Source organism: Geodermatophilus sp. SYSU D01180 (assembly GCF_054050415.1).
The window spans coordinates 37,669-45,313 of the sequence record NZ_JBJGZH010000035.1 but is presented as its reverse complement, the minus strand read 5'-3'; the positions used below and the strand labels follow the sequence as shown (position 1 = coordinate 45,313).

At 78.2% G+C, this 7,645-nt stretch carries 5 protein-coding genes; 3 read left to right on the top strand and 2 right to left on the bottom strand.

Going from position 1 to position 7,645, the window contains the following annotated elements; genetic code table 11:
- Window positions 1-168: 168 nt before the first annotated feature.
- Window positions 169-2,223, top strand: coding sequence for a prolyl oligopeptidase family serine peptidase (locus ACI8AA_RS21800; RefSeq protein ID WP_457046461.1), 2,055 nt, complete (start codon window positions 169-171; stop codon window positions 2,221-2,223).
- Window positions 2,224-4,082: 1,859 nt separating this feature from the next.
- On the opposite strand, the gene ACI8AA_RS21795 is transcribed toward ACI8AA_RS21800, so the two are convergent.
- Window positions 4,083-5,789, bottom strand: a complete 1,707-nt coding sequence (locus ACI8AA_RS21795) for an Hsp70 family protein (RefSeq protein ID WP_457046460.1) — start codon at window positions 5,787-5,789, stop codon at window positions 4,083-4,085.
- 97 nt (window positions 5,790-5,886) lie between these two features.
- Between ACI8AA_RS21795 and ACI8AA_RS21790 the strand changes: the two genes are divergently transcribed.
- Entirely contained in the window at window positions 5,887-6,897 is a 1,011-nt protein-coding gene (locus ACI8AA_RS21790; RefSeq protein ID WP_457046459.1) for a TerD family protein, read from the top strand.
- Window positions 6,898-6,997: 100 nt separating this feature from the next.
- Complete coding sequence (locus ACI8AA_RS21785) at window positions 6,998-7,330, top strand: hypothetical protein (protein ID WP_457046458.1); 333 nt, start codon at window positions 6,998-7,000, stop codon at window positions 7,328-7,330.
- Between the two features lie 27 nt (window positions 7,331-7,357).
- Here ACI8AA_RS21785 and ACI8AA_RS21780 read toward each other — a convergent pair whose 3' ends face one another.
- Window positions 7,358-7,600, bottom strand: coding sequence for a hypothetical protein (locus tag ACI8AA_RS21780; protein ID WP_457046457.1), 243 nt, complete (start codon window positions 7,598-7,600; stop codon window positions 7,358-7,360).
- Window positions 7,601-7,645 lie beyond the last annotated feature (45 nt).

Sequence of the window (7,645 nt, the reverse complement as noted above, 5' to 3'; positions counted from 1 at the left end):
GCCTCGTCCTCGGGCTCGAGCGCGTGCAGCGCCCAGCCGACGGCCAACTCGTCGAAGGGCTCGTGGGAGTCGGGGCGGGGGGGGGGCCCCCCCCCCCCCCCCCCCCCCCCCGCCCCCCCCCCCCCCCCCCCCCCCCGGGGGTGACGACTGCACTACGCTCGGTGGGCCATGCGGCCCGCCGACCTCGCCCTGCTGCGGACGCCGGGGACGCCGGCGGTCTCGCCGGACGGACGCATGGCCGTGGTCGCGGTCGCGCGCCCCGACCTGGACGCCGACGCCTACGGCGCCCAGCTGTGGGCGGTGCCCACCGACGGCTCGGCGCCGGCCCGCCCCCTGACCTCCGGCGCCCGCGACTCCGCCCCGGCGTTCTCCCCGGACGGCCGCTGGCTGGCCTACCTGTCGGCCGCGCCCGGCGGGCACCCGCAGCTGCACCTGCTGCCCACTGCCGGCGGCGGGGCGCGCCGGCTCACCGACGCGCCGCTGGGCGCCGGCGCCCCGGTGTGGTCACCGGACTCCCGCCGGCTGGCCTGGGTGGCCCGCGTGCCCGAGGAGGGCCGCTACGGCACCGCTGACGACGTGCCGCCGGAGGCCGAGCCGCCGCGACTCGTCACCCGGCTGCGGCACCGGGTCGACGACGTCGGGTACACCGCCGACCGCCCCAGCTGCGTGTTCGTCCTCGACCTGCCTCCGGACCCGTTCGACGACACCGGTGACCCGCCCGAGGCGCGGCAGCTCACCGACGGCCGCGGCGAGGACACCGACGTCGCCTGGTCGCCGGACGGCGGGACGCTGGCGTTCGTCTCCGCGCGGCACGCCCGCGCCGACCGCGACTGCGTCCGCGACGTCTGGCTCGTCCCGGTGGGCGGCGGGGAGCCGCGCCGGGTCACCCGCGGCCGCGGCGAGTGCCGGCTGCCGGCGTTCGACCCGGCCGGGACGTGGGTCTACGTGACCGCCCGCCCCGACCTCGGCCCCGACGGGCTGGACGTCGCGGGGCGCGGGCTGACGCTGTGCCGGGTGCCGGCCGCCGGCGGCCCGCTGGAGGCCGTGCTCGACCCGCGGGACACCCACCGCGGCGACGAGACGCCGGCGACGGTGCTCTGCGGCGGCGCGGCGCTGGTCGGCGTCGAGCGGCGCGGCTCGGTGGCGCTGCTGCGGGTGCCCCTCGACGGCGGCGCCCCCGAGACCCTGGTCGAGGGGCCGTTCACCGTGCGCGGGGTCGCGGCCGGGGACGGGGTCGTCGTCGCCACCGTCGCGCACGACCGGTCGGCGGGGGAGCTGGTGGCGATCACCCCCGGCCGGCGCCGGCTGCTCACCGGCTTCGGCGCCGCGCTCGGCGCCACCGGCCGGCTGCACCGCGCCACCGAGCGCACCGCCACGGCTCCCGACGGGGCGCCGGTGCACGGCTGGGTCACCGTGCCCGACGGCCCCGGCCCGCACCCGGTGCTGCTCCTGGTGCACGGCGGGCCGTTCGCCCAGTACGGCTGGTCGCTGCTGGACGAGACGCAGGTGTACGTGTCGGCGGGCTACGCGGTCGTGCAGTGCAACCCGCGCGGCTCGTCCGGCTACGGCGAGGAGCACGCCCGCGCCGTCGTCGGGGCCTGGGGCGACCGGGACGCCGCCGACGTGCTGGCCTTCCTCGACGCCGCGCTGGCCGACCCGGCGCTGGACGCGGAGCGGGTCGGGATCCACGGCGGCTCCTACGGCGGCTTCCTCACCGCGCTGCTGCTCACCCGCACCCACCGGTTCGCCGCCGCCGTCGTGGAGCGGGCGGTGACCGACCCGGCGTCGTTCGCCGGCTCCAGCGACATCGGCTGGTGGTACGCCGACGCGTACCTGGGCGCCGAGCCGGTGAGTCCGCTGGCGCAGGCGGCGGCGATCCGCACGCCGACCCTCGTCGTCCACTCCGAGCAGGACGAGCGCTGCCCGGTCGAGCAGGGCCGGCGGCTGTTCGTCGCGCTGCAGCGGCAGGGCGTGCCGAGCGCGCTGCTGCTGTTCCCCGGCGAGGGCCACGAGCTGTCCCGCTCCGGCCGCCCCCGGCACCGGCTGGCCCGCTTCGAGCACCTGCTCGCCTGGTGGGACCGCTGGCTGCCGGCCGCCGCTCAGGCCGGCCGCAGCCGCGCGCCCTCGGCGGACACCACCAGCCGGCCGTCGACCCGGGTGGCCGGGAACACCGCGACGTGGCCGGGCGCCGCCGGGACCGGCAGCCCGCCGTCGATCTCGTAGCGCGAGTTGGTGACCTTGCGGCGGGTGCCGGCCGGGTCGTCGGGGCCTGCCGGCGGCGCGTCGGGCCGCAGCACGACGACCACCTCGGTGCAGCCCGGGGGCCAGTCCCAGCGCAGCCTGTCGCCCCGCAGCACCACGCCGGTGACCGGCGGCAGGGAGACGGCAGGGGGCCGCGGCCGGGCGTCCCCGCCGTGCGCCTCGGGCGCCGCGACGCCGAGCCGCGAGGCGACGACGACGTAGCCGGCGACCTCGCCGTACCCGCCGTCCTCGAGCGCGGTGACCGTGGTCGACCCGACCACCTGCCGGGTGCCGTCGGGACGCACCCGCAGCACCCGGTACTCGACCGGCCCGGCGGAGGCCGACGCCGTCCAGCGCACCTCGCGGGCGCCGCCGGGCGCCGGGGCGACGACGACGTCGGTGGCCGGCGCGAGGCCCAGCGCGGCGAGCTCGGCCCGGGCGGCGGAGTGGTCGGCGACGGCGTCGAGGGCGGCCACCAGCGCGTCCTCGCGGTCCCGGCCGGTGCAGGGCGGGGCGAGGACCGCGTCGGCCAGCGCCAGCGCCTCACGTGACCGCCGGAGCAGCTCGGCGGCGTCCTCCCCGCCCGGGCCGGGGACGTCGGCGGCCGTGGCGACCAGCTGCCCGAGCGCGGCGGCGGCAGCCGCGTGGCGCCGGGCGGCGACGGCAGGGGCCACGCCGCGCCAGGCCGCCTCCGCCCGCGCGACCGCCTCCGCGGCCTCGTCCTGCACCGCGCGGATCGGCGGCTGCATGCCGCCGGCCGCGGCCAGCGCGGCGGAGGCGTGCCGGCGCGCGGCGACCGGCCGCCCGGCCCGCAGCGCCGCCCGGGCCGCGGACACCTCCGCCTGCCAGTCGCCCCGGCCGGGCGCGGGCGGCGGGGCGAGCTCGACCGCGGTGCCGACCGCGGCGGCCAGCTCGGTGACGACGGCGGCGGCGCGCCGAGGGTCGAGCCCGGCGGCCATCGCCTCTCGCACCAGGACGTGCGCGTCGGCGGGGGTGAGCCGGTCCTCGACGAGCACCGCGGCGGCCACCCGCGGGCGCAGCGCCTCGCGGACGTCGGCGGCCAGCGCGTCGAGGTAGCGGTCCGGGTCGCCGTCGACCAGCAGCGCGCCGACGGCGGCCAGCAGGTCGTCGACGAGCGCGCGGCGCCGGTCGGGGCGGCGCTGCCGGTTGAGGACGAGCAGCGCGTCGCGGCGGCGGCGCACGGTCTCCCGGTCCGCCGTCGGGGGCAGCTCGAGGAACGCGTGCAGGCCCGGCACCGGGGTGCCCTCGATCCGGCCGAGCTCCTCCAGCCCGTCGCGGACCTGCCGGAGGACGGCGGCGTCGGCCCCGGCGGCGTCGTCGGCGGTCGGGGCGGCGCCCAGCTGCCGGTGGCGGCGCAACCGGACCTCGAACTCGGCGTCACCGACGCCCGCGGCGGCGGCCAGGGCGCGCAGCCCCTCGACCTTGTCCGCCGGCACGCCGCCGAGGCGCTCGGCCAGCCGCTCCAGGGCGGCGTCGAGCTCGGCGAACCGGGCGGCCTCCCGCCGCTCCCGCTCGGCGCGGGTCTGCCCGGCCAGCCACTGCCGCCCGCCCGGGGTGCGCAGCTGCACGGCGAGGGCGTCGTGCGACTGCAGCAGCGCGGTGACCAGCCCGCGGTACTTGGGGTGGTCGCGCTGCTTCTGCCAGAACGCCCAGACCTCCTCGACCCGGCGGGCGACCTCGTCGTCGGTCAGCGACGCCGCGGCCTCCAGCGGGAGGTCGTAGACCTCGAAGGGGTCGGTGGCGTCGGGGCCGCCGCGGCGCTCGATCGCGGCGAGCACCCGCTTGCGGTAGCCGTTGCCGTCGAAGGGAGGGAGCACGGGTCAGTCCTGCCGGCGGCGGACCCGGCCGACCTGCGCGCGCTCGCGGGCGACGTCGGCCTGGCTGAGCGCCGCGCCGGTCTCCACCCGCACGGTCAGCGGGCGGTCGGCCAGCCCCTCGTGCAGCGCGGTCAGCTCGAGGATGCCGTCGAAGCCCATCCGCAGCACGACCTGGATCTCGGTGCCGGCGGGGTGGCCGGGCGGGATGTCCTCGATGGAGGCCTCGGCGAGCAGCTTGGCGTCCTCGGGCCGGGCGGACTCGGCGCCGCCGCCCTGCTCCACCACCCGGATGGTCACCACCCGCTGGTCGTCGTGCACGGTGCCGAACGAGCGGCGGACGGCGACCGGCAGCCGGTCGTCGCGGTGCACGAGGAAGACCGCCGACGGCTCGCCGAACCGGTCCAGCGCCAGGACGCCGAAGCCGCGGGAGACGGTGTTGAGGACCTGGATCTCCACCGTGCGCCGCACCTGCGCCGCGGTCAGGCCCACGGCGTCGCCGAGGCGGGCGCAGGCGGCGTCGACGTCGGCGGGAGCGGCGTACTCCAGCGGGGAACCGTCGCGCAGCTGCCCGCGGGTGACCAGGTCGGCGGTGAGCAGCCGCTCCAGCTGCTTCTTGCGGCCGTAGACCGCGGCGCCCTTGGCGACGGCGAGGTCGGGGTCGTGCACCTCGGCGGGCACACCGAGCTCGGCGGTCAGCCGGCGTGCGACGGCGGGCATCCGGGTCGAGCCGCCGACCAGCAGCACCCGGTCGATCCGGTCCACGCCGCGGGCGCGGGCCGCCGCGACCGCCGCGCGGGTCAGCTCCATCGTGCGGTCGAGCAGGCCGGCGGTGAGCCGCTCGAACTCCGCGCGGGTCACCGGCACGTCCACCCGGCGGCCGTCGTGCTCGACCGGCACGACGACGCTCTCGCGGACGCTGAGCTCGCGCTTGGCCCGCTCGGCGGCGAGCACCAGCGCCTGCCCGCCGGCGCCGTCGTCGAGCGGGTCCTCGGCGTCGGGGTGGGCGGCGAGGAAGGCGCGCGAGAGGTGGACGGCGAGCTTCTCGTCCCAGTCGGCGCCGCCGAGCTCGTGGTCGCCGTCGGTGGCGACGACGGCCAGCCGCCGGTCGGCCAGCTCCACGACCGCGACGTCGACGGTGCCGCCGCCGAGGTCGTAGACGAGCGCGACCTCCTCGAGGTGCCCCGCCGGCCCGCCGCCGTCGAGGCGGGCGAAGCCGTAGGCCAGCGCGGCCGCCGTCGGCTCGTTGATGACGTCGAGGACGGTGAGGCCCGCGTACTCTCCGGCCAGCCGGGTGGCCCGCCGCTCCTCGTCGCCGAAGTAGGCGGGCACGGTGATGACGACGTCCTGCACGGGGCTGTGCGTGGAGAAGCTCGTCTCGCTGACCAGCGCCTTGAGCACCAGGCTGCTGACCGCGGGCGCCGACCAGGAGCGGCCGTGGCTGACGAACCGCCACGTGCTGTCGCCCATGCGCCGCTTGACCAGCGTGCACACGTCGTCGGGCACGGCCCGGGCCAGGACGCGGGCACGCTCGCCGGTGACGTAGTCGTCGGGGCCGACGAACAGCACGACGCTGGGCAGCGTCGGGGCGCCGTCGAGGAGGGGGACGACCCGCGCGGCGCCGTCGTCGCCGACCTGCGCCAGGCAGCTGTACGTGGTGCCCAGGTCGATCCCGTACACGGCAGGGGAGGGCGAGGGGGCACCGCGCGGCATGGGCCGGAGGGTAGCGGCGGCACATAGGGTCGGGGGGACGTGTCCGCCGCTCAGAGCGCAGGTCGGCCCGGTCGGGCGACCTGCGGGGAGGCCTCCCTTGGTCGACTACACGAAGCGCCCGAAGTCCCCGCCGCCGCAGCCGGAGACCCCTCCGGCGCCGCCGCAGCCGCCGCCGTACCAGCCCCCGCAGCCGCCGCCGGGTCAGCCGTACGGCCAGCCGCCGCACCAGGGGCAGCCGCCGTACCCGCCGCCGGGCCAGTACCCGCCGCCCGGACAGCCGCCGTACCCGCCGCCGGGTCAGCCGTACGGGCAGCCGCCGTACCAGGGGCAGCCGCCGTACCCGCCGCAGGGCCAGCCGCCCTACCCGCCCCCGGGTCAGCCGCCCTACGGCCAGCCGCCGCAGCAGGACCCGTACGGCCAGCAGCAGTACGGCCAGCCCCCGGCCCCGCCGCAGCAGGGCGGGGTGAACATGGACAAGGTGTCGCTGACGAAGTCGGCGCCGTCGGTCTCGCTGACGAAGACGGCCGGCACCACCGGCGTCCTGCGGGTCAACCTCAACTGGAACTCCCGGCCCGGTGGTGGCGGCGGGGGCGGCGGCTTCCTCAAGCGGCTGGCCGCGGCCGCCGGCGGCGGGGCGATCGACCTGGACCTCGGCTGCCTCTACGAGTACGCCGACGGCTCCAAGGGCGTCATCCAAGCGCTGGGCAACGCCTTCCGCGGGCAGCACACGCTGGGCAACGGCGGGTCGATCGTCTGGCTGGACGGCGACGACCGGTCGGGCGCCAGCAGCGGTGGCGAGAACCTGATGATCGACCTGCAGCACACGCAGCTGATCCGCCGGATCCTCGTGTTCGCGCTCATCTACGAGGGCGTGCCGAACTGGGGCCAGGCCGACGCCGTCGTCACGATGTTCCCGGCGAACGGGCCGCAGATCGAGGTGCGCCTGGACGAGCACGACCCGCGGGCCCGCATCTGCGCGATCGCGATGATCGAGAACCAGGGCGGGCAGCTCGTCGTCAACCGCGAGGTGCGCTACGTGCACGGCGGCCAGGACGTGCTCGACCGCACCTACGGCTGGGGCATGGACTGGACGCCCGGCCGCAAGTGAGCCGCTGAGGCCCCGCTCCTGGAGCCGTTCCCGTACTCCGGGGGTCCTGCAGGACCCCCGGAGGACGAGGACCGCTCCGGTCGCGGCGCACACTGCGACGGTGAGCGCACCGATCACCGTCTCCGTCGCCGCCCTGCAGCGGGCGCTGACCGCCGTCCTCGACGAGGTCGCCCGCCAGCACGGGGACGAGGTCGAGCTGACCGCCGACCACTACTGGGTGCTCACACCCCGGGCCGCGTACGACCTCACCGCCGACCCGGACGTCCGGAGCTGCACCGTCGCGCAGCTGTCCGACGACGTCGCCACCGTGAGGGAGATCCTCGGGCGCGCCGACGACGAGGAGGAGGTCCTGTCGCCGTGGCACGACCTCGCGCACCTGGCCGGGATCCTGCAGCGGCTCGCGGCGCAGGACCGCCCTCCGGCGCGTGCCTGACGCGTTCCCGGGCGATCCGGGCGCCGGTCAGGCGGTGCGTGTCCGGGAGGACGCCCCGTTGTCCGCGGCCTTCTGCGGTGCGGGGGCCGCCCGGCGCGAGGAGGTCTCGGGCATCGGGCCGCCGGCGGTGAGCCGGTAGGCCTCCGCCAGCCGGCGCAGGAGCGCGGCCTTCTCCGCGGGCCGCATCGCGGACCGCATGTTCTTCTCGGCCTGGTCCCTGATCGCGGTGAACAGGGCTTCCTGCGCCTCTTGCTTCGCCTGGGAGTGCATCCGGTGCCTCCTCGTGACCCGCCGCCGGCCGTCCTGGCCTGCACG